This is a genomic window from Streptomyces sp. NPDC026500 (assembly GCF_055567635.1).
In genome coordinates this window covers 489,644-509,201 of record NZ_JBVHQB010000003.1, presented here as the reverse complement: position 1 = coordinate 509,201, position 19,558 = coordinate 489,644, and the positions used below count along the sequence as shown (strand labels likewise).

General features: G+C 69.6%; 17 protein-coding genes. 9 read left to right on the top strand and 8 right to left on the bottom strand.

Annotated elements, in window-relative coordinates:
• Positions 1-26 precede the first annotated feature (26 nt).
• Positions 27-1,073, bottom strand: coding sequence for an ABC transporter ATP-binding protein (locus ACZ4N5_RS08050; RefSeq protein WP_467756246.1), 1,047 nt, complete (start codon positions 1,071-1,073; stop codon positions 27-29).
• A 123-nt stretch (positions 1,074-1,196) separates the two neighbouring features.
• On the opposite strand from ACZ4N5_RS08050, the gene ACZ4N5_RS08045 reads away from it, so the two are divergent.
• On the top strand, positions 1,197-2,015 hold the full coding sequence (locus ACZ4N5_RS08045) for a FadR/GntR family transcriptional regulator (RefSeq protein ID WP_467756245.1): 819 nt from the start codon (positions 1,197-1,199) through the stop codon (positions 2,013-2,015).
• Positions 1,972-2,751 (top strand): PDC sensor domain-containing protein, encoded by a 780-nt coding sequence (locus ACZ4N5_RS08040; protein ID WP_467756244.1) that lies wholly within the window; start codon positions 1,972-1,974, stop codon positions 2,749-2,751. The genes ACZ4N5_RS08045 and ACZ4N5_RS08040 overlap by 44 nt, the downstream gene beginning before the upstream one ends.
• Before the next feature lie 84 nt (positions 2,752-2,835).
• Here the strand turns inward: ACZ4N5_RS08040 and ACZ4N5_RS08035 are convergent, their stop codons facing one another.
• Positions 2,836-3,495, bottom strand: a complete 660-nt coding sequence (locus tag ACZ4N5_RS08035; protein WP_467756243.1) for an MmyB family transcriptional regulator — start codon at positions 3,493-3,495, stop codon at positions 2,836-2,838.
• A 270-nt stretch (positions 3,496-3,765) separates the two neighbouring features.
• Here ACZ4N5_RS08035 and ACZ4N5_RS08030 point away from each other — a divergent pair, with 270 nt between their 5' ends.
• The 3 genes from ACZ4N5_RS08030 to ACZ4N5_RS08020 are packed head-to-tail and all read left to right on the top strand — an operon-like array spanning position 3,766 to position 6,225.
• Positions 3,766-4,422 (top strand): helix-turn-helix domain-containing protein, encoded by a 657-nt coding sequence (locus tag ACZ4N5_RS08030; protein WP_467756242.1) that lies wholly within the window; start codon positions 3,766-3,768, stop codon positions 4,420-4,422.
• A 32-nt stretch (positions 4,423-4,454) separates the two neighbouring features.
• Positions 4,455-4,985, top strand: a complete 531-nt coding sequence (locus ACZ4N5_RS08025) for a toxin-antitoxin system, toxin component (protein WP_467756322.1) — start codon at positions 4,455-4,457, stop codon at positions 4,983-4,985.
• A gap of 13 nt (positions 4,986-4,998) precedes the next feature.
• Entirely contained in the window at positions 4,999-6,225 is a 1,227-nt protein-coding gene (locus ACZ4N5_RS08020) for an MAB_1171c family putative transporter (RefSeq protein ID WP_467756241.1), read from the top strand.
• Positions 6,226-6,437: 212 nt separating this feature from the next.
• On the opposite strand, the gene ACZ4N5_RS08015 is transcribed toward ACZ4N5_RS08020, so the two are convergent.
• Positions 6,438-7,481 (bottom strand): alpha/beta fold hydrolase, encoded by a 1,044-nt coding sequence (locus ACZ4N5_RS08015; protein ID WP_467756240.1) that lies wholly within the window; start codon positions 7,479-7,481, stop codon positions 6,438-6,440.
• Between the two features lie 253 nt (positions 7,482-7,734).
• Here ACZ4N5_RS08015 and ACZ4N5_RS08010 point away from each other — a divergent pair, with 253 nt between their 5' ends.
• Positions 7,735-7,971, top strand: a complete 237-nt coding sequence (locus tag ACZ4N5_RS08010) for a hypothetical protein (RefSeq protein WP_355854623.1) — start codon at positions 7,735-7,737, stop codon at positions 7,969-7,971.
• A gap of 316 nt (positions 7,972-8,287) precedes the next feature.
• On the top strand, positions 8,288-8,962 hold the full coding sequence (locus ACZ4N5_RS08005) for a hypothetical protein (protein ID WP_467756239.1): 675 nt from the start codon (positions 8,288-8,290) through the stop codon (positions 8,960-8,962).
• Between the two features lie 123 nt (positions 8,963-9,085).
• Here the strand turns inward: ACZ4N5_RS08005 and ACZ4N5_RS08000 are convergent, their stop codons facing one another.
• From ACZ4N5_RS08000 to ACZ4N5_RS07985, 4 genes are all read right to left on the bottom strand, one after another.
• The gene (locus ACZ4N5_RS08000; protein WP_467756238.1) at positions 9,086-10,579 is read right to left on the bottom strand and encodes an FAD-binding oxidoreductase; all 1,494 of its coding nucleotides are present in this window, start codon (positions 10,577-10,579) and stop codon (positions 9,086-9,088) included.
• 298 nt (positions 10,580-10,877) lie between these two features.
• Positions 10,878-11,708, bottom strand: a complete 831-nt coding sequence (locus ACZ4N5_RS07995) for a GNAT family N-acetyltransferase (RefSeq protein ID WP_467756237.1) — start codon at positions 11,706-11,708, stop codon at positions 10,878-10,880.
• Between the two features lie 122 nt (positions 11,709-11,830).
• The gene (locus ACZ4N5_RS07990) at positions 11,831-12,568 is read right to left on the bottom strand and encodes a 4'-phosphopantetheinyl transferase family protein (protein WP_467756236.1); all 738 of its coding nucleotides are present in this window, start codon (positions 12,566-12,568) and stop codon (positions 11,831-11,833) included.
• Entirely contained in the window at positions 12,516-13,424 is a 909-nt protein-coding gene (locus ACZ4N5_RS07985) for a metallophosphoesterase family protein (RefSeq protein ID WP_467756235.1), read from the bottom strand. Before ACZ4N5_RS07985 ends, ACZ4N5_RS07990 begins: the two co-directional genes overlap by 53 nt.
• Before the next feature lie 249 nt (positions 13,425-13,673).
• Here ACZ4N5_RS07985 and ACZ4N5_RS07980 point away from each other — a divergent pair, with 249 nt between their 5' ends.
• On the top strand, positions 13,674-14,864 hold the full coding sequence (locus tag ACZ4N5_RS07980) for an ATP-grasp domain-containing protein (RefSeq protein WP_467756234.1): 1,191 nt from the start codon (positions 13,674-13,676) through the stop codon (positions 14,862-14,864).
• Between the two features lie 141 nt (positions 14,865-15,005).
• Positions 15,006-16,688, top strand: a complete 1,683-nt coding sequence (locus ACZ4N5_RS07975) for a carbohydrate binding domain-containing protein (protein WP_467756321.1) — start codon at positions 15,006-15,008, stop codon at positions 16,686-16,688.
• A gap of 112 nt (positions 16,689-16,800) precedes the next feature.
• Here the strand turns inward: ACZ4N5_RS07975 and ACZ4N5_RS07970 are convergent, their stop codons facing one another.
• Positions 16,801-19,557, bottom strand: coding sequence for a bifunctional YncE family protein/alkaline phosphatase family protein (locus ACZ4N5_RS07970; protein ID WP_467756233.1), 2,757 nt, complete (start codon positions 19,555-19,557; stop codon positions 16,801-16,803).
• Position 19,558: the final 1 nt, after the last annotated feature.

Here is a 19,558-nt window from a genome sequence, read left to right as displayed (position 1 = left end):
ACGTGACGGTGGACTGAGCGTGGAAGTCAGCGGGGGTCGGGGACCTGGAAGGCGTGGCGGCGGTGCCACTGGAGCCGGACCCGGGTGCCGCGGAGGGCGGCGACGTCCTCGGAGGAGGTCTCCAGGTTCTGCTGAAGCGCGGTGAGACGGCCGCCCGCGTCGAGGTCCACCAGGAAGCGGGTGGCGTCGCCCAGATAGACGACCTCGGCGACCGTGCCGGTGGCGGTGGAGAACGCCGGCTCGTCGGCCGTGTCGGCCTCGGCGGACTCCTTGAGGACCCGGATCTTCTCGGGCCGGATGCTGTACGTGCCCGGGGCGCCGACGATCTGCTGCGCAGACTGGCCGTCCAGCAGATTGGAGGTGCCGACGAAGCCCGCGACGAACGGGGTGGCGGGGCGTTCGTAGATCTCGGCGGGGGTGCCGACCTGCTCGATGCGGCCCTGGTGGAAGACGGCGATGCGGTCGCTCATCGTCAGGGCCTCCTCCTGGTCGTGGGTGACGAACACGAAGGTGATGCCGACCTCGCGCTGGATCGCCTTGAGTTCGACCTGCATCTGTTCGCGCAGCTTGAGGTCGAGGGCGCCGAGCGGCTCGTCGAGCAGCAGGACGCGGGGGCGTCCGACCAGGGCCCTGGCGAGGGCGACGCGCTGGCGCTGGCCTCCGGAGAGCCGGCTCGGACGGCGTCGGCCGAACCCTTCCAGGCGTACGTCGGCGAGCGCCTTGCGGGCCCGGACCAGGCGCTCCGCCTTGGGCACCTTGCGGACCTTGAGGCCGTAGGCGACGTTCTCCTCGACGGTCATGTGCGGGAACAGGGCGTAGTCCTGGAAGACGGTGTGGACGTCCCGTTCGAAGGGGGCGAGACCGGTGACCTCCTGGCCGGCCAGTTCGATCCGGCCCGTGGTCGGGCTCTCGAATCCGGCGATCATCCGCAGCACGGTCGTCTTGCCCGAGCCGGACGGGCCGAGCATCGAGAAGAACTCGCCGTCGGCTATCTCCAGATCGACTCCGGACACGGCGGTCGTCTCACCGAACGCCTTTCGCAGGCCCTGGAGCCGGATCGCCTTTGCCTCCATGGGCGGGGAACCTTTCTGGTGCAGAGGTACGTTTGCAACACTGACCGGAAAGATATGAAGCCATAGTTCAAACTTCAAGACCCCCTTAGAGTAAAGGTTGAGTCAACGCACAAGGTGGTGACCGTGAAGCAACACAGGGGCGACGGCGTCCGCAGAGCCGTCTTCACTCCCGTGGACAACCGCGCGCGCGTCGAGACGGTCGTACACCGGATCGGCGACGCCATCGAGCTCGGGCTGCTCGCCGACGGCGAGCAGCTGCCCGGAGAGATGGAGCTGGCCGGGCAGCTCGGCGTGTCCACGGTCACCCTGCGCGAGGCCCTCATGGCCCTGCGCCAGCAGGGACTGGTCACCACGCGGCGCGGGCGCGGCGGCGGCAGCTTCGTGTCACTGCCCGAAGTGCCGGGCGAGGAGCGGCTGTTGGCCCGGCTGGCCGGCTGGAGCACCGAGGAACTGCGCGACCTGGGCGACCACTGGGCCGCGCTGTCCGGAGCGGCCGCCCGGCTCGCGGCGCAGCGGACGGAACCGGACGACCTCAAGGCGCTGCGGCGCACTCTGGACGACCTGGGGGCCGCCGAGGACGCCGCCGCCCGCAGCCGGGTCTACGGCCGCTTCCATGTCGAGCTCGCCGCGGCGGCGCAGTCCGCCCGGCTGACCCGTGAGCAGGTCGTGCTCCAGACGGAGGTGGGCGCCCTGATGTGCCTCGTGCTCGGGGACGACCAATATCGTGAAGAAGTCGCAGACCGTCACCGCTCCGTAATCTCGGCCGTGCAAGATGGGGCCCACGATTCGGCCAGAGCACTGGCCGAGCGGTGCGTACAGGACTCGACGGCGCGGCTCATCACCCTCCGCCTCGCGATGCCGCGCGCCGCTTCAGGCAGGCGTCCACTGGAGGGCACCCATGAGCAGGAGGCCCGGCCCGGTCGGCGCGACGGCAACGCTTGACGCCACCGCCGAGGAGGCCGTCGCCGCGCGGGTCCGCGGCACCCTGGAGGCCGTCTTCGGCGCGGTCGCCGACACCCGGGCCGATACGACCACGCTGCTCACCCGCGTCGCCGCGCAGGGGCGCCGCCCCGCGACGGTGGATCTGGCGGCACTGCGCCCGGGGCTGCATCTGCGGCTCACCCGGCAGGAGCTGGTGTCGGGCGTCGGCTTCGTGGCGGCACCGGGCCTGCTCAGTGACGTACCGGCGTGGCTGGAATGGTGGCAGCAGGGCTCCGACGGAGGCGTACGACCGCTGCTGCTCGACCTGGATCCGGCGCACTCCGCGTACTCGGACTACACGCACTGGGACTGGTTCGCCCTCCCCCGCGACACGGGGCAGCGCGCGGTCGCCGGGCCCTATGTCGACTACCTCTGCTCCGACGAGTACAGCCTGACCCTGTCCGCACCGGTCCACGTGGAGGGCCGTTTCGTGGGGGTCGCCGCGGCCGACGTCTATCTGCGGCACTTCGAGGGCGCGGTCGTCCCGCTCCTCCAACGGCTGCCCGGAGCCGCCTACTTGGTGAACGCCCGGGGCCGCGTGGCCGCGTCCGCCGACCCGGCCCATCTGGCCGGATCACTCACCAAGGGACCGGACTTCGCGGCCGTGCTGGCGGCGGCCCGGAGCACGCGCCACGAGGACCTGCGGCTCGTCCCCTGCGACGGGGTGCCCCTCGTCCTCGTGATGCCGGCCGACTGAACGGACCCGGCGCGCGCGGGGCACGGGACCGGCGAAGAACCCTGCTCGAAGAGACCGGCACGGGCCGCCCCGAGTCCCTCCAGGTCACACCGCCCGCAGCTCCGCCGCGCCGTTGCGTGTCTTGCGGGCCTTGCGCGGTCCGCCCGCGACCGGCCGGACCGACTCGCGCAGCACCAGGGTCATCCGCGTATAGCCCATGCCCTGAAGGGACTTGGGCGTGTCGTCGACGATCCGGCAGTCCGTGCTGCCCCAGCGCGGGTCGGGGTGGACCAGTGGGCGCACCGCGCCGTCGTGCTCGACCGCGCGCGGGCCGACCGCCTCGATCCAGTGCGGAAGGCCGTGCCGGTAGGCGGCGTCCATGATCGGGTCCTGGGCGATGTCCCGGCGGATCGACTGGAGTCCGCGGTCCTGGCCGTTCCGCTCCACCGCCGCCGCGAAATGCGCGAGCATCGGCAGGCACCAACTCGACTCGTGGTCACCGAGGATCGACCCCGCGTCCGGATGAAACAGGACGAAGCGCAGGAAATTGTCGCCCGGCATGGCGGTCGGATGGGGGCCGACGCCGTCAAAAAGTGTCTCGAACGCGGCGTTGGCCAGAACGACGTCCCAGCGGTGGTCGAAGACGACGGAGGGGAAGGGGACAGCCTCGAGCAGCGTGGCGTAGTCCTGGAGGTACGCCTGCGCTTCGAGACTCTCGGGGACAGGTCGCGGCTGGGACCGCTGCCTTCCTGCCTGGTACGCCATCGGGAGGTCACCCCTCTTGCCTCTGCGGCCTTCACGCGGCGCCCCGATCCTGCTGCCCAGGGGACAGGCGTGTCAACTATCGTGGCATTTGGCGCCTGTTGACGGCTGAATCTCGCCACAGTTGTGGCGAGACCTGGATGTGAGTTCGAGCGAGGGGCTACGCTCCGGTAGGTCCCCGGTCTTCCCGCCGGGATGGTTTCTGACCTTCGTGTCCACAATGGTTCCCGAGCTTCGTGAGAGCCACCTGAGAGAGACGTAGGAGATCTGTCGGTGACGGATGGCTTCGAGGTTCCGTGCGCCACGGCGACGGTTCTGCTGCAGGCCGTCGTGGCCAGGGTCACCGCACTCGCCGACCGGCTCGGTGTGCTGCACGCCGAAGTCTTCGACGTCCGGCGGCTGTCGGCCGAGTCCGGCGTCCCCGAACCCGTGGCGAGGGCCCTGCTCAACGGCCGCCCCGCAGGGGAACCCGACCTGCAGGCACGGTTCCTGCAGCGCCTGGACCTGCTGCGCCGCACCCGGCTCAAGCCCAACGGCCGCCGCTACACCCAGCAGGAGATCGCGGACGGCGCCGGCATGTCGCGCCAGCAGGCGGGCGCCCTCATCAACGGCGACCGGCGCCCCACCATGGAGCACTGCGACGCCATCCAGCGCTTCTTCCGGGTGCACGCCGGATTCCTCACGGCCGAGGACTCCGAAGCGCTCATAGGCGCCCTCCAGCGCTCGGAACAGGAACTCCTGCAACGACTCGCCGACCGCGAACGCGCGGCGGTCTCCGTCGCCCGCGATCCGCTGGAGCGACTGCTCCTCGACCACGGCGTCCGCGGAATCGCCTGGCGGGCCGCACAGTTGCCCACCGACCAGCACCGGGACAAGGTCGCGGAATGGCTGGACATGCTCCTGGAGAGCGTCAAACGGCCAGAGTCGTGAGCCGGGGGAGATCAGTGGGCATCGGAAGGGAAATGCGCCGCCTGTGCGGCGAGTTGGTCTCGGAGCTCTCGCTCCCGGCGCCGGCGGCACCCGCCGACCTCTACACCGCGCTGTGCTGCGCGATGAGCAGACGCCGTGGCCGTCCCGTCCAGTTCCGGACGGCCGCCTTCCCGCCCGGCACCGCCAGCGGCCTGTGGCTCGACATGGCCGAACAGGACCTCGTCGTCATCGAGGAACGCACCGCGCCCGACCACCAGTTGGTCATTCTCGGCCACGAGTTGTGGCACATGAAGGCAGGGCACTGCAGCCATCACGTCGACGGCGCGGCCGTCGCGGCACGCTTACTCAGCGACAGCGCGGACCTTCAGGCCACCGTCCTGAAAGTGGCCGCGCGGACCCGCTTCGACCTCGCCGACGAGCAGGAGGCCGAGAGCTTCGGTCTGCTGCTCGCCAGCAAGTGCCGCACCTGGCTGGCCGGTTCCTCGCTGCGCGGCCCGGTGCAGCGGCACGGTCTGGCCGGCCGCATCGAAGCGTCCCTGGGCTGTCGCGGGCCGCGGGGCTGAAGGTCCTGGCGCCATGGACGGATCCAGTTACTACACCCCGGCCGTCGCCATGGGCGCCGCGATCGCCTTCAAAGGGCCCGCGCTGCTGCGCGGCTGGCGCGACCCGCTGCTGCGCTCCGTGGGCGTGCTGCTCGCCCTCGCGGGCCTGGTGTTCCTCTTCGCGGCCCCGCCGACCATCGCCGCGGTCAACGACATCACCGGGATACCCAACGTCTCGGCCCCCCTGGTCTACTGCCTGTTGAGTGCGTACAGCGCTTCCTGTCTGGTACTGATCATCAACTGGCGCGGCGGACCGCCCGAGGTGACCCGCCGGCTGTCACGCCGCTGGATCCTTGGGTACACCGTCGTCGCCGTGGCACTGATCGCCCTGTTCACCCTCGGAGACGCTCCCGTCGAACGGCTGCGGGACCTCGACACCTACTACGCCAACACTCCCTTCATCCGCGAGATGATCGTGCTCTATCTCGCGTCGCTCACCGTCGCCGGTGTCGCGATGAACGTCATGTGCTGGCGCTGGGCGATCCAGGTGCGCGGCCGGCTGCGCGCCGGACTGGTGATCATCGCCTTCGGCTCCCTGTGCAACATCCCTTACTCCGCCGCCAAGTTCACGGCCGTGGTGGCCCGTTGGAACGACGCGGACCTCGACGGCCTGAGCACCAATGTGGCGCCCCTGCTGGCCTCGGCCGGCGCCCAGATCACCGCCGTCGGCTTCTGCCTTCCGCTGGCCTGGCGGCGCATCGGGGACAGTTGGAACACGTGGTCGACCTATCGCAGACTCGGGCCGTTGTGGCGCGAACTGAGGCCGGTTTCCGTACCGGAGGACCGCGCGGTGCGGATCTCCTGGTGGTCGCCCGCCGAACTCCAGGTCACCCAGCGGGAGTCCGACATCCACGACGGCATGCTGAGCCTCTACCCCTACTTCGACGCCGAGGTGCGCTCCCGGGCATACCGCGCCGCGGTCGCCGCGGGCTCCTCCCCCGCCGAGGCACATGCCGAGGCGGACGCCGCGATGGTGACGGTCGCGGTGCGGGCCAGGGCCGCCGACCCGGAGGGCCGCGTCATCAGCGCGGCGGAGGCGGCGGCCGAACCGCCCGCGGCCGGCTCGCCGTTCGCGCACACGGACGGCCCCCGCGACCTCGTGCGGATGTCCAGCGCACTGCGCCGGTCACCCGTGGTCGCGGCCGCCCGAGGACACGCCACGACCAGATCGGGGAGCGACACCCGCGAGCCGGCGGGTTAGCCATGGCGGGCGCCGCGTGGCCGACACTGTGCGCCGCCGCCCCGCCTGGTGCTGACAGCGCATAGGGCAAGGGGAGCCCACGCCGGGGGGCCGCACCGTGAGCGGGCACCGTGCGTCGGTACGGTGTGCCGGCACCGGATGCCATGCCGCGAGCGGGCCCCGGGGGCAGCCCGGGGGTGGGTCCTGCATCATCGGCGCCCCCCGTCCGGACCTCAGGTCGCGCTGCGTTCGCTCGCCTCGCGCAAGTCCCTCTCCACCGCGCGGTTCTGGACGGTGTCCGGTTGCCCCGCCGCCGTGCCCGGGCGCCCGGCGCGCAGCAGCTCCCGCCAGTTCTCGCGGCTCCAGTCGGCCGGACTGGTGGTGGTCGTGAACTCCTCGACCAGGGCGAGGAAACGCGCCGGATCGCTGTGGAAGGGGAAGTGACCGGCCCCCTCGAAGATCTCCAGGCGGCTGCCGGGCATGGCCTCGTGCGCCCCGTGGGCATGCCGCACCGGCACCACGCTGTCCCGGTCTCCCCAGAGCAGCATGGTGGGCATGCCCTCGGTGAGATAGCAGCGGTCGAGCATCGTGACCGCCTGGCCGCGCCAGTCGACGACGGCACGCAGCGTCCGGATGAACGCGCTGCGGGAGGTCGCGTCGGGCAGCGCGTCGACGAGGTTCAGCAACTCCGGCGCGTCCTGGGCAAGATCGGTGTCGAGCAGATGCATCAGACGTAAGAAGAGACCCACATGGAGGCGCATACCGGGCAGTTGCAGCATGGAGAGCATCAGATGGGCACCCGGGAGCGACACGGCGCGCAGGACGGGGTTGACCTCGCCCCCGACGCCGCCCGCGCTGACCAGGATCAGCCGCTCGGTGCGCTCGGGGAACTGGTAGGCGAACTGCATCGCCACTCCCCCGCCCAGCGAGTGGCCGACCAGTGTGGCGGACTCGATGTCGAGCGTGGCCAGCAGATCGCGCACGCCGTTGGCGTAGGCGGCCACCGAGTAGTCGGCGCGCGGTTTGTCGGACGCGCCGTGGCCGAGCAGGTCGGGGGCGATCACGGTGTGGGTGCGGGCGAGGTCGGGGATCAACTCCGCCCATGTCGCGGAGGAGTCGCCAATGCCGTGGATCAGGACGAGCGCCGGGCCCTCACCGGCCATCCGGTAGGCGCGCCGGTAGCCGTGCACGACACGGTGGTGCAGGCGCAGTTCTCCGTCACCGACCGAGCGCAGCCGCGGGGTGGGCCGCGGCTTCCGAGACTGTACGTCGACCACGGGCCGACCTCCCGTTCCCAGGCCGCCGCGAAGGCGGCTCCCGAACCGCCGGAATGGCGGCTTCGGGGCCGTCCGGCAGGCGGCCCCAGCTCTCGTCTCCAGCGTAGGGCTCCTGTTCCACAAGGGATTTCCGTGAGGTTTCGCCTCCGCTAAGCGGGCGAACCGCCGCGGACCGAAACCGGATTGTCAGTGGCGGACGGCAAGCTGGGGTCAGGACCAGTGCCACGACAAGCCGACCCGGGAGAGCCGTCCGATGCCGACCGCCGTACTGACCGAACACGAACGCGCCGCCGTGCAGGCCTACCTCCGCCTCCTCCAGACGGTACGAGCAGCTTTCGACGGCCCGCCGGACGGAGGCCGACCACCCATGGTCCCGCCCGCCGTACTCGCGGAGGCGGAGCGGGCCCTGAAGGCGGCCGGCCTCGCGGGCAACGAGGAGGCGTTCTTCGATCTACTGCATTCCTGGTGCCCGGAACCGGACTGGACGTGAGACAGGGAGCGAGGACCGGGCCCCCGCCGACTGTCCGAGTCGCTGGGGGCGACCGGCTCGACGTCACCCGACGAGGTGGGAGGTGGAGCGGATCTTCGCCGGCTCCATCGGTTCAAGCGGCTCCGCACCCGCGACGGGCGCCGCTCCGACCTCCACCAGGGCTCCTGGAACTCTGCGGAACAGGCTTCGGAATGACCGCGGCGCACCGTCACGGCTTCGCGTCGTGCCGGGGTGCCTTGGAGTGCGCACCTCGCCCCTCGCCGCCCGCTGAAAAAGCTTGTGCGGTCGGTGCGGACGCCGCCATAAAGTCCGTTCCATGACAACGCGTGCTTGGTTCGAGATCGATGATCCGGACGACGACTTCGAGTTCGACGACGCCGAGAGAGCCTTCGTATCCGCGCTGAGCGGGCACTGCGGGGCCTGGGCGCCGGCGGATGTCGTCGGCGAGGTCGGGCGTCCGGACAGCTGGGAAGAACTGCTCGCGTATGTCAGCTTGTCCGACGGAGCGGGGCCTCGACTGAACCTCGTCAATCCGGGCGTGCACCTGGTCGGTGACCGCGTCCGGGGTGATCGTCTGCACAACCAGTTGTTCCTGCTCCCGGATCGTCCCAGCGCCTGGGCGCTCGATGCCACGGGCCCCACGGAGCTGCTCGCCGAAATCACCGCCGAATGGTTCCGCACGGTCGTGGAGAAGCCGATCGTGCTGTACGTCTGGCTCCACGAGGGCTATGCCTACGCCGCCCGCTACACCTTCGCCGACAGCGGCGAGACGATCTGCCAAAGCTACGCGAAGAGCGTGGCCCCGGACGGGCAAGCCGAGGAGTTGACGGCTGCGGGACACGTGCGCGGCAAGGGCTGGATTCAGACCGTCGGGTTGCCGACTCCCTCTCTCTATTTGCACATCCGGGGCGACCTCGAAAAGGGCAGCGTCATACCCGGAGTTCCGGCGACGACCACGCGCGGGCCGCTCTCCGGGCCTTGGTACGAATGACCAAGCGCAGAACTCACGTCGGCGGGTGCCCGGTTGGTGCACCCGCCGACGTGACATCTCTTCGTTCCGCTGTCGGAATTCCTTCGTCTGCGCCGGAATTCCTTCGTCGGACCGCCCCGTCCGTCAGCGGGACGCCGGCGGGATGCTCTGCTCGTACTGGAAGACGTTGCGGTGGTCGTACTTGGCCTTGACCCTGCGCAGCCGGTCGAAGTTGTCGCCCCAGTAGGCGGTTTCCCAGTCCTGCATGCCGATGTTCGGGACGTTGACGTAGGCGCCGTTCACATAGGGCCGCAGTGCCTGGCTGAACTCGGCGATCCAGGCCTGCGCCTGTGCGGTGAGCTCGTCACCGCTGCCCGCCTGTCCACGGGTCCCCCAGCCGGCGCCGGGCTCGGAGTAGAAGAGTGCGTCGCGGTGCGGGAATGCCGTGCCACCGCGGGGGCTCCTTCTGACCGCCCCGCCGAAGGCCTGGGTGAAGAAGTTGCTGTCGTCCGTGGGAGCCTTTCGCATGAATTCGCCGATCAGGCTGATCGCCTTCCTCGGGAACGGCTCGGAGCTGAACTGCGAGAAGAACTTCCAGTTCGCCGGCTCGTCCTCCGTCGGAATCTGGAATCCGGCGAATACATCGCCCCAGTTGCCGACTTGAGCCGTGACGTCGGGACTGCCCACCGACAGAATCGGGTCCAGCAGCTCCTTCGCCTCCGCCTCCGTCCCTTCCGCGAGAACCCCGAACAGCAGGATCTGGCCCCGGTGGATCTCGAGCTGGGTTCCGAGGCGGTCATCGGCGTCCAGTGCCGTGTGCTGCCACGCCTCGAAGACCCTGTGCAGGTCCTTGAGGCCGGTCCAAGTCGCTGTCACATAGGCGACACTCTTGAGTGGAGACGCCTTGTAGGTGAGGGACGTGACGATCCCGAAGTTGCCGTTGCCCGCTCCGCGGAGCGCCCAGAGCAGTTCCTCGTGGTTCTTCAGATCCACGTTGATCACCTTGGCGCAGTCGGCACCCGCTGCGATGACGATCTCAGCACCCACAAGGCTGTCGCAGGCCATGCCGAGGTAGCGGACGAGGAAGCCGAAGCCGCCGCCGAGCGTCGCGCCGGACAGGCCGACGGTGCCCTCCGTTCCGGTCGTCACCGCGAGGCCCTTTTCCGCGAGCGCGGTCACCGCTTCCGACTGGCTGAGCCCGGCACCCACCGTCGCGATACGAGTGGCCGTGTCGATGTGGACCGACTTCAGCTCGCTGACGTCGATCACGATGCCGTTGTCCACGTTCGACCAGCCCTCGAGGCTGTGGCCGCCGCTCCGCACCCGCAGCGCGACGTCGTGCTGCCGCGCCCAGGTGAGGGCGTTGACCACGTCCTGGGTCTCCTGGGCGTAGACGATGACCAGCGGGTAGTGAACGAAGAGTTCGTCCCAGCCGAGGCTCGCGTCCGCGTACCCGGGGTCGTTCGGGCGGACGATCCGGCCGGTCAGTTTCGCCGGTCTGCACTTCATGCCTTCGGCCACGTCGGTGACGGCATGCGCGCCCAGCGCCTCTGCGGCCGTGACGCCCGGGACAACGACCGCCCCGGCACCGGCAGCCGCCGTCACCTTGAGCAGTCCACGACGAGAAAAGTCCTGCATGGTCCGTATCCTCTCGACCGAGCCACGCCAGAATTCGGCAAAGAAATTCTTGTCCGCCAACTGGCGTATTCGATCCCTTTTGGGCAATTTCCGAGAGCCGCACAGTAACAGGAGAGGACCGTTCCGACGTTTCCTGACACGCTATTGCGGACGGCGCCGAATTAGTGAAGAAGAATATATATGAATGGCCGCGGATTGACGTCGGCGATCGCCGGATTAATGGTCGCGGATAGTATTTCCGGAAGCAATAATGGGCCTCTTGTTCACCTGCGGCCTCCGCCGTACGGCACGGGCCCGATCAGGCGCCGCCGGGCGTCCAGACGTACGGCGTCGCGGTTGTCGCGGCCTGGAAGCCGAGGCGTTCGAGGGTCGGGGCGCTGTCCTCGGACGCGTCGACATGCAGGTACTCGACGCCCCGGGCCACGGCGAGTCCGGCTCGGGCCGCGATCAGCGCCCGGTAGATTCCGCGGCCTCGCCAGGCCGGCACTGTCGTACCGCCCCGGAGCCCGGCGAAGGCCGTTCCGGGGCTGATGACCAGCCACGCGGCGGAGACGACCTCGCCGTCGGCCTCGGCGACCAGGACGGCGAGGTCGTCGGGTGCCGCCGCGATCTGTCCGCCCAGGAAGCCGTGGAGTTGGCGCCAGTCCATGCCCCACACGGTGGACTCCATCATCGCGATCCGGCGGATGTCGGCATCCTCCGCGACACGGCGCAGCACGACGCCGGCCGGTACCACCGGCTCTGTCGCCGTGTCGGCCGCACGTCCGATCAGCACGGTCTGCGGGTTCCCGGGGACGAAGCCGGCGGCTCGGAGGCGGTCGGTGAGGTCCATCGGCATGTCATGGTTGCGGGTCTTCCACTCGACCGCCTCACCCCGTCCGGCGAAGTAGTCGCGCTGCCGGACGATCAGCCGGTCCAGGTCGGCACCCCTCAGCCCGAGGTCGCGCGGGGCGATGACGAAACCGCAGAAATACCCGACCACGCGCAGGAGCGGTCCGTCCCGTTCGCATCGGACCCCGGCCGGCAGCACCGGGAGCACTCCTCGCACCTGTGCGTCGTACGCGGCCAGCAGCGTGTCGATGTCGTTCGTGATGGGTGCCGTGATGTCTGCCGCGATGTCGTCCGTCACGGTGTCGAGGGTACGCAACCGGCACAGTTTCTCCTCCCGGTCCCCGCGACACGGGAGCGGTGAGCCGACGACGGCCGCGAAGTGGCTACGCGAACGTCAACGGCCCTTACCCATCGGCCAGTTCAGCCGTCGGAACCGGGCCCCGGACCGGATCGTGTGTTCGGCACCGTGACCGCCGTCGCGACCAACCCGCGCTGCACGGTCCAGCGGCCGTCGAAGGCCTGGACGCGAACGCCGTCCACCACCGGCCCCGGGACCAGGAGTTGGGCGCGGAAGCCGCCCGAGAGGCGGGGGCTTCCCGAGAGGCTGTCGGTGGCGGGCGTCGGGTCGACGGAGATGTCGATGTCCGCTTCGAAGAAGTCCAGCCACATTCCGGTGAGGGGGAACCACGCCTTGTAGACCGACTCCTTCGCGCTGAACAGCAGCCGGTCCCAGTGGACACCGGGTGCTCGGGCGCCCAGGCGGTCCATGCGGTCCGACTCGCCAGGGAGGGCGACGGCGTCCAGGACGTCGTCGGGGAGCGCCAGGTGGGGTTCGGCGTCGATGCCGAGGGACGCAAGATCGGTGGCGCGGGCGAGTGCGGCGGCGCCGTAGCCCTCGCAGTGCGTCATGCTGCCGATGACCCCCGCCGGCCACTGCGGGGCTCCACGCTCGCCCGGCACCACGGGGCCCGGGGCCACTCCCAGCTTCTCCATGGCACGCCGTGCGCAGACACGCACGGTGGTGAACTCGCGGCGCCGCTTCCCCACGGCCCGCGTCAGGACCGCCAGCTCCTCGGGGTACAGGGTCGCGTCCTCGGCCGCGTCGTCACCGTGGCTCTCCACGGCCACGACCGACTCCGGAAGCAGTTCCTCCATCACCGGCTTTGACCTCCATCGGCAGAATGCGGCGCAGCGTGCCCGGCGGTCCCGGTCGCGTACGCCATTCTCGCGGATAGCCCACCGACACCTCTTCGAAGCGGACACCCTCGTGCCACGTGGTCCGCGGGATGTGCAGATGCCCGTAGACCATGGTCTCGACGCGGAACCTGCGGTGCCAGTCGGCGGTCGCCAGCGTGCCGCACCACATGGCGAACTCGGGGTGCCACAGGACGTCCATCGGGTGACGGTCCAGCGGGTAGTGGTTCACCGGGATGATCGGCAGGTCGTCGGGGAGTTCGGCGAGTCTGCGCTCGGTCTCGGCCACCCGGGCCCGGCACCAGGCCTCGCGGCTCGGATAGGGGTCGGGGTGGAGCAGGTACTCGTCCGTGCAGACGATGCCGGTCTCGTGGGCGTACGCCAGCCCCTCGGCCTTGGTGGCGCAGCCCTCGGTCAGGAGCGAGTAGTCGTAGAGCAGGAAGAGCGGCGCGACGACAGCGGGGCCGCCAGGGCCGTCCCAGACGGGGTAGGGGTCCTCGGGGGTCGTGACGCCCAACTCCCGGCACAGGGCCACCAGATGCTCGTAGCGGGCCACACCGCGCAACTGGACGGGGTCCTTGGGATGGGTCCACAGCTCGTGGTTGCCGGGCACCCAGACGACCTTGCTGAAACGGCCGGCGAGCGTCTCCAGGGTCCACCGGATGTCGTCGACGATCTCGCCGATGTCACCGGCCACCAGAAGCCAGTCGTCGTCCGACTCGGGGCGCATGTTCTCGACCAGGGCGCGGTTCTCGGGGTAGCCGATGTGCAGGTCGCTGATGGCCAGCAGGTTCCCGCCCCCGCCGTCTGTCCGCCGCACGCGCCACCCCCTGGAAAGCGAATGTCAACACAAGAACACACGGGCCGCCGCCGGACAAGGAGGCCCCGGCGGGCAGGTCGGTGAATCCGTAACATCCCCGTAGCAGTACCGGGGTCCCGCGCCCCTTATGATCGCCCCAACACCACCGCTCGAATCTGCCTTGGCGTGCGACGGCTCGGTGTACCTCCCCTACCCCTGGCCGGGCCCGGCCTGCTTCGCCGTGCCCGCGAACCGTGAAAGGTGGCTTGCATGGGCTCTCGCGTACGCGTCTGGCTCAACCGCACGTACGCGGAGAACGTGTTCTTCATGGATCAGCTGCGAAGTAATCCGCAGCACCGCGCGGTCGAGATCCATGCCACCCACGGCGACGCCGACTCTCCCGTACTGGCCGCCGCCGACACCGCCGAGCCGGAGCCCGAGGGCCTGTCGCCGCGCGCCTACGTCGAGTACGCCCTCGACATGTGCGCACGCCGTTCCATCGACGTGTTCGTGCCGGTCCTGCACCAGGACGCCATCGTCGCGCAGCGCGCCGAGTTCGCGGCGCTCGGTACGGCGCTGCTGGCGCCCCCGGCGGAGGCGGTCGCGGTCTTCCACGACAAGGCCACCGCGTACCAGGCCGTCGAGGCCGTGGGCATTCCGGTACCCCCGTGGTGGCGGGTGCGCACGGAGGAGGAACTGGTCGCCGCGGTCGAGGAGTTGGAGGCCGCGGGTCAGCGGGCCTGCTTCAAGCCCGCGGCCGGAGCGGGCGGGGTGGGCTTCCGGGTGATCACCCGCACTCCCTTCTCCCTGACGCACCTCAACGGGTTCCCGAGCGCGTATGTGCCTCTGGACCTGGTCGTGGAGGCACTGCGCGCGGCCGACGAGCCCGTCGACTGGCTGGTGATGCCGCACCTCGGACAGCCGGAGGTGTCGGTGGACTGCCTCACCGGCCCGGACGGCCGGGTCCGCATGGCGATCGGACGCACCAAGAACGGGCGGCGCCGCGGATTCACCCTCGACGAGGCGTGGACCGAGCCCGCTCGGCTGCTCGCGGAGGCGTTCGGGCTGCACTATCTGTCGAACATCCAGTTCCGTATGTACGGCGACGAGCCGGTGCTGATGGACGTGAACACCCGTCCGGCGGGCGGGCTGCACCAGCTCTCCCAGTGCGGGATCAACGCCCCTTGGGCCGCTGTGCAGTTGGCGCTCGGCGAGGAGACGGGCGAGGTGGTCCCGCCGTTCCTCGGACAGGACTACACGGTGGTCTCGGGGCCGCGTCCGGTGCGCCCGGTGTCGCTGCCGCCGCAGCGGACCGACGCGCCCGTGCCGACCTTGTCCGCGGTACCCGCGCCGATCACGGAGTCCGCTTCCGCGTTGTCGTCCGCCCCTGTCGAGGCGGCCGCCTCCGTCGTTTCCGCCCAGGCCACCGCGGCCGCGACCGCGGCCATCGCACCCGCCTAGGCCGTCCCTACGCATTTACCGGTCTGGACCAATTCTCGCTCAGCGTCTTGACAGCGGGATTGGTCCATACCAACTTGGTTGCGCACCTCTCTGCACTCCCGAACACCCCCATTTCTCCAGGGAGACCGCGTGCGTATCACCATGCTCAGACGTTCCAGACATCGCTTCCTCGCCCTGCTGGGCACGGCCGCGCTGGCCCTCGCCGGCGCGGTCGCCCTGCCGGGTACGGCCCAGGCGGCCAACATCCTGTCCAACCCCGGCTTCGAGACGGGCAGCCTCTCCCCCTGGTCCTGCTCCGGCAACCTGGGTTCGATCGTCTCAAGCCCCGTGCACGGCGGCTCCAAAGCCCTTGCGGGGGCGGCGAGTTCAAGCGACAACGCACAGTGCACCCAGACCGTCTCGGTCCAGCCGAACACGACGTACAACCTCTCGGGCTGGGTCCGCGGCAGCTACGTCTACCTCGGTGTGGACGGCGGTGCCTCGAACTGGACGACGTCCACGTCGGCGTACAGCCAGCTCACCGTGCCCTTCACCACCGGCGCCTCGCAGACCAGCGTCAAGATCTACGTCCACGGCTGGTACGCGCAGGGCACCTACTACGCGGACGACATCAGCCTGGACGGTCCCGGCGGCGGCGGTGGCGGTTCCGACACCCAGGCTCCGACCGCGCCCACCAACCTGACCTCCACCGGCAAGAGCTCCTCCAGCGTGTCACTGTCGTGGGGCGCGTCGAGCGACAACGTCGGCGTCACCGCGTACGACATCTACAGCGGTTCCAACCAGCTGCTCAGCGTGTCGGGCACGAGTGCCACGGTCAGCGGGCTGTCCGCGAGCACGGCCTACTCGTTCACCGTCAAGGCGCGGGACGCGGCCGGGAACACCTCCGCGGCCTCCAACTCCGTGAACGTCACGACGGACGCGGGCGGCGGGGGCGGCGGCACCGGCTTCAAGCAGGCCGCTCCCTATCTGTACGAGGGCTGGGGCGATCCCCCGAACCCGACCACGGTGATGAGCGCGACCGGCATCAAGTGGTTCACGATGGCGTTCGTGCTGGACTCCGGCGGCTGCACCCCGGCCTGGGACGGCAGCCGTGCGCTGACCGGCGGCGTCGACCAGACGGCCATCAACCAGATCCGTTCCGCGGGCGGTGACATCGTCCCGTCGTTCGGCGGCTGGCAGGGCAGCAAGCTCGGCGCCAACTGCTCCTCGGCGAGCGCGCTCGCCGGTGCTCTGCAGAAGGTGATCGACGCCTACGGCCTCAAGGCGATCGACATGGACATCGAGAACACCGACGAGTTCGAGAACGAAGCCGTCCAGGCGAAGATCCTCACCGCGCTGAAGACCGTCAAGGCCAACAACCCCGGCCTGAGGACGATCGTCACCTTCGGCACCTCGACGACCGGCCCGACCTACTACGGCAACCGGCTCATCGAGCAGGCGCAGTCCCTGAACGCCAACATCGACGTCTTCACCATCATGCCGTTCGACTTCGGCGGCGGCTCCGACATGTACGGCAACACGGTCAACGCCGCCGAGGGGCTGAAGACCAAGCTGAAGTCGACCTTCGGCTGGGACGACGCCACGGCCTACTCCCACATCGGTATCTCCGGCATGAACGGTCTGTCCGACCAGCAGGAGAACACCACCCCGGCGATCTGGACCTCGATCCGTGACTGGTCGAACTCCCACCACATCGCCCGGCTCGCCTACTGGGCGGTCAACCGCGACCGGTCCTGCCCCGGCGGCGGCGTGGTGAGCAACTGCTCCGGTATCAGCCAGAACACGTGGCAGTTCACGTCGATCACGGCCGGCTTCACGGGCTGAGGTAGACGACAGCAGGACAACGCGTGGGACAACACGATGGGCCGTCCGGAGAATCCGGGCGGCCCATCGCGTCACGCCATTACGTCAGCTGTCGTATGTCGGCTGTCAGCCGTCAGCCGTCGGACTCCGGCGCCGGGAGGTAGGCGCCCGGCACGTCCTGCGGCGCGAAGATCTGGTGCTCTCCGGGGTACGGCTTGGTCCACCCGTGCGTCTGGTACCACGTGAAGTGGTTCATCTGCGCGGGGTTCGCGAAGTCGGGAATGGCGTTCGGCCCGGTCAGCCGCTGGTGCGACTTCCAGGTGTCCCACTTCGCCGCGAGTGCCTGCTTGTCCGCCGGCACCTTCGCCGACGGCACGGGAGCCGCGGCGGGGTCCTGCGGCGCGGGAGTGTCCAGGCCGCAGGAGGGCGGGGTCTTGAGGCCGTCGGTCAGCGAGGTCCGGTTGGGCAGCGCGGTGAACGGCGTGTAGTCCGGGTGCTGGGTGAACACCGCACGCATCGGGCTGGCCGCGCTGTCCTTCTGGTTCATCGGGTGGATCCCGAGGATCTGCTCGATGGTCCGGATCAGCGTGATCTGCGAGTAGTAGTGGCTGTCGACGATGCCCCGCCGGGCCCAGGGGCTGATGATCTGGATCGGGGCACGGTGGCCGTCGACGTGGTCGAGACCGGCCTGGGAGTCGTCCTCGACGACGAAGATCGCCGAGTCCTTCCAGTACTTGCTGTGCGAGATCTCGTCGACGATCCGGCCGGTCGCGAGGTCGTTGTCCGCGACCTGGGCGGCCGCGTTCGCCGGACCGCCGGTGTGGTCGCTGGAGAGCCAGAACATGTTCAGGTTCGCCGGCCCGTTCTTCTCGAAGTCACGCTTCCAGATCTCCTCCCGGTAGACGTCCGGGACGCTGGTGTCGAACTTCGCGAAGCCGTGCACGGACACGTCGTTGAGCGACGGAATCGGCGAGGACGAGTTCAGCGTGTACGCGGTGTCCTGCCCCGTCGACGCCATGTTCTTGGAGTCGCAGTACAGGTTCTGCCAGCTCGCGTCCGCCGGCTTGGTCAGGAACTGCTGGAACTCACCGAAGTCCCGCGCCGAGTTCCCCTTCGCCTGCGCGCCGGTCCAGAGGAAGCCGGTGCGCTGGTGGCCGAGGGCGTCGTCCTCGGTGTCGTAACTGCGCGCGTACTCACCGGCGGAGGACTCGGTGTACTCCGGATCGTCCGCCTGCATCAGCCAGTTGTGACCCTCGGCGGAGTTCGTGCCGATGTCGTACGTGTTGTCGTACAGCCCGAACTGCTCGGCCATCGCGTGCTGGTTCGGCGTGACGTTCTCGCCGAACTGCGCCAGCGACGGGTCGCCGTTGCCTTCCGGGACATCCCCGAGGACCTGGTCGTAGGTGCGGTTCTCCTTGACGAGCAGGAAGACGTGCTTGATCGTCGAGGACTCGCCGAGCCGCAGCGGGACGGGCACCGGCTTCGCGTGGCCCCTGCCCTTGGACTGGGTGACCGAACCGTGGGTCCAGCCGTTCTGCCGGAAGACCTTGGCCGTCTGTGCCCTGATGACGCTGTCGTCCGGGAGCGTGAACCGCTGCACGCTCGACGTCGTGTCGTGGGTGCCGTGCCCGGTGCCGCTGATGGTCCGACGGGCGTCTATGCCACGGGTGTTGGAGACCACCACCTCCTTGCCGACGGTGGTGATCTCCGCGGGGAAGTAGTCCGTCGGGAGCAGGCCGATGTAACGGACCGGATCCTGCGGGGCCCGGTACCGGTAGACGGCCACCGCGTTGGCGCGGCCGAGCGTCACCAGCAGACGACCGTCGTCGGTGAGCGTCACCCCGTCGGGCTCGTACCCCACCGACGCCTCCGGCCACGGCTGGGTCGCGATGGTCTGTACGACCTGGTCCTTGACGGTGTCGATGACCGACACGTCGTTGGTGGCGGTGTTGGTGACGAACAGCGCCTTGTTCTTGGCGTACAGGGCTGTGGGGTGCAGGCCGACGGGGATGCTCGCGACGGCGGCGGCCGGGTCGGCCAGGTCGATGACGCTGACGGTGCCGGTGGTGGTGGCAGCGGTGACCGGGTCGGCCGGCACCTGGGTGTTGTAGGAGTTGATCGTGGTGTCGCCGGCCTGCGCCGGACGCCCGCCCTCGTTGCTCACGTAGAGCTTGGTGCCCACCTGGACCATGTCGCGCGGGGCGTTGCCCACGCTCCAGCTCTGCCGGACGGTCCCGGTCGCCGCGTCGATGGCGACCACCCGGTTCTGTCCGTTGACCGCGGAGTAGACGGTGGAGCCGTCGGGCGAGAACACCGCCTCGCCCACCAGCGCGTGCTTGGGCCCGTCCGCCGGGATCGGGACGAACGTCGGACTGCTGACACTGCCGTCCGGGTTCACGGTCAGCCTGGTGTATCCGTCGGTCTGGCCGAGCCAGAGCTGCGAACCGTCGGGCGAGTACGTGGGGCCTTCCTGCCCAACGCTGTTGCCACTGAGGCGCGGGTTCGAGGACGCGGCGGCGCTGACGAGTTGCTGCACCTTCCAGTTCTTCAGGTCGACTACGGCGAGCGCGCTCCCGCCGTCGGTGACCGAGGCCGCGAGGTGCATGCCGTCCGGGCTGGCCGAGGACGACATGATCTTCCCGTTGTCGACGACGAGCCGGTCGCCGTACGGGGCGATGTACTGGTCGCTGGAGACGACCTGACCCCGGTCGGTGATCTGGCCGACCTGGTCGGTGCCGAACTGGTGCGTCTGGGCGAATGCGGCCCCGGCGGCGACGAGTGCGAGGACGGTGATGCCCGCCGTCACCAGGGGTATCCGTCTGCCGGCGTGTCTGCCGAGAGAGCCCGAACGCCCCTTCTCGTCACTCCGGCGGCGGCGCGTTACCTGCATG